Consider the following 1,712-nt stretch of genomic DNA (forward strand, 5'->3'; position numbering starts at 1 on the left):
GCTCCCCCACCAGCATCAGCGGCGCCCCCACCGGGCCCTCGCCGAACACCGCCTGCGTCGCCCGCGCGTGCAGCGGACACGCCGTGCACCCCCGCGCCGCCTCCGCCAGCGCTGGCAGCTCGCGCCGCTCCGGCAGGAAGGCCGTGGCCGCGGACACCTCCCGCACCGGCGCCACCATGCCCGACGTGCGCGTGGGAGCGCGCCGCACCAGCTCCGGAATCAGCCGCGCCTCCGGCAACGTGGCCCAGTGCTTCTTCGGCAGCTCCGCTCGCATGGCCCGCACGTTGAGCCGCGCCGGGTTGAAGATGGACGCGTAGTAGGTGCCCCACAGCGACTCCAGCGCGTCCGCCTCCGGCGCCTCGGAGCGCGGCACCCCATCCCCGAAGGTGAGCCGCTCCAGGTCCCAGTGCACGCACGCGTCCGGCGTCAGGATGCTCCAGCGCATGGACGGAAACCGCCGCACGAAGAACGGCGCCACGTGACGGACGATGAGGTGGTCCGGCCGGTGCCACGCGATGAAGTGCTCCACCCCGTCCCGCTCCACCCGCCGGAAGCGCACGAAGGCCGTCATCTTGTGCGCGTCCCGCCGCACCGCCCGCTCCATCATCCGCAGCCGGTGCACGTCCACGTCACTGTCCACCTCCAACAGCCCCCGCTCCCCATGCGTCAGCCGCCACAGCACGCGGTACAGCAGCGCCCAGCGCTCCGGGGCCCGGTGACACGCCACCTTCTCCGCCAGCCCCAGGAAGTCCCGGGGCACCGCCGCCACCGGAGCACCTCCGGACGGCTCCAGCGCCGTCTCGGCCTCGCCCACCGCCAGCAGCGAGCCCTGCGGGGCCCGCGCTTCCTCGAAGAGCACCCGCTCCGGAGGCTCACCGCGCGCCAGCAGTCCGCGCGCCACCGCCCGGAAGGATGACAGGTCCGGCTCCAAGCTCACCCGCATCTGCGCTCCTCGACCTCAGAGGATGTCCACGCGCCGTCCTACTCCACGGGTCTGACATCCCCATCCGTCCTGGAACAACCGGCGGGGCACCTCCGCTTCCCAGCGGCTACCCGGCGGGAAGCGCCGAATCGAGGACGCACATCCACAGCCCCTCTTCCAGCGAGCAGCGGGTGCCGGGAATGGCACGGAACTCGTGTTCCCGCTGGGGGATGGCGAGGTAGACGGTCTCCGGGTCCAACCGCCCCGCCCGAACGTCGGCATCCAGCCCCAGGCAGTAGGCCTGCGCGCGCGAATCATCCAGCCGCGCCACATAGCCGCTGTTGAACGTCAGCCCGAGCCGGTACGCGCGGTACGCCCAGCGGTGGAAGTCCATGGGCCCCGCGCGGCACCCGCGCCCCGAGCCGTCATGCGACTGCGGCGGGTACAGCACCAGGTGCTTGCGCCCTTGCGCGGCCACGCGGAGCGCCTCGGAGGGGCGCGAGTTCCACCGGCCTCCCTCGTTGGCCTGTTGCCCGGTCCCGAGGTTGACGTCGAGCACTTGCAGCGTCAGTGCCCCCGCCAGCAGCACGGGCACGGCGGCCGGGCGCGGCAGGCGCAGCAGCGCGAGCGCGGAGCCCAGCAGCAGCAGGTAGTACAGCGGCCACACGAAGCGGCCCGAGGCGCGGAAGGCCTCCACCCACCGCAGGCCGGGCCGGTAGAACGCCGAGAAATCCGCGACCTGCTCGCCCATCCAGGTGATGCGCCAGGAGAGCGCGAAGAACGCCAGCCC

General features: G+C 73.1%; 2 protein-coding genes. Both read right to left on the reverse strand.

Annotation, left to right across the window (positions count from 1 at the left end; translation table 11 throughout):
* Window positions 1-943: TIGR03915 family putative DNA repair protein (locus HG543_RS53490; RefSeq protein WP_169352654.1), on the reverse strand; the 943-nt coding region annotated here is incomplete at its 3' end.
* A 106-nt stretch (window positions 944-1,049) separates the two neighbouring features.
* Window positions 1,050-1,712, reverse strand: a 663-nt coding sequence (locus HG543_RS53495) for a DUF6311 domain-containing protein (protein ID WP_500690516.1), incomplete at its 5' end; no start/stop codon positions are given.

Source organism: Pyxidicoccus fallax (assembly GCF_012933655.1).
In the GTDB taxonomy this organism is placed as follows: Bacteria; Myxococcota; Myxococcia; order Myxococcales; family Myxococcaceae; genus Myxococcus; species Myxococcus fallax.